The 273-nt window shown below is 65.6% G+C and carries 1 protein-coding gene; it reads right to left on the bottom strand.

Translation table 11 applies throughout. The features are described from left to right. Positions 1-273, bottom strand: a 273-nt coding sequence (locus MJ643_RS30745) for a glycoside hydrolase domain-containing protein (RefSeq protein WP_247727316.1), incomplete at both ends; no start/stop codon positions are given.

Here is a 273-nt window from a genome sequence, read left to right as displayed (position 1 = left end):
CGGCACGTAGCCCAGCTTCATGTAGTGTTCCAGCCCGCCGTAGGGACCGTATTCGGCGCTCGCGGTCATCGCCTTCAATGCCTGGTCGGCATCGAAGCCGCGGATGCCTTTCATGTAGGCGTCGGCGATCACCGGCACCGCGTGGTAGCCGATCATGGTCCAGGTCTCCAGGCCATGGAACTGCCACACCGGCAGGATGCCGTAAGGGCTGTGCTGCTGCGACGCGACCAGCGAGCGCACGAAGTCGGCGTTGCGCTGTTCGGGCGCCAGCAG

It is taken from the genome of Pseudomonas sp. PNPG3 (assembly GCF_023093815.1).
GTDB lineage: Bacteria > Pseudomonadota > Gammaproteobacteria > Pseudomonadales > Pseudomonadaceae > Aquipseudomonas > Aquipseudomonas asiatica.
Note: the sequence above shows the minus strand (reverse complement) of the source record. Positions and strands in the feature narration are given on the sequence as shown.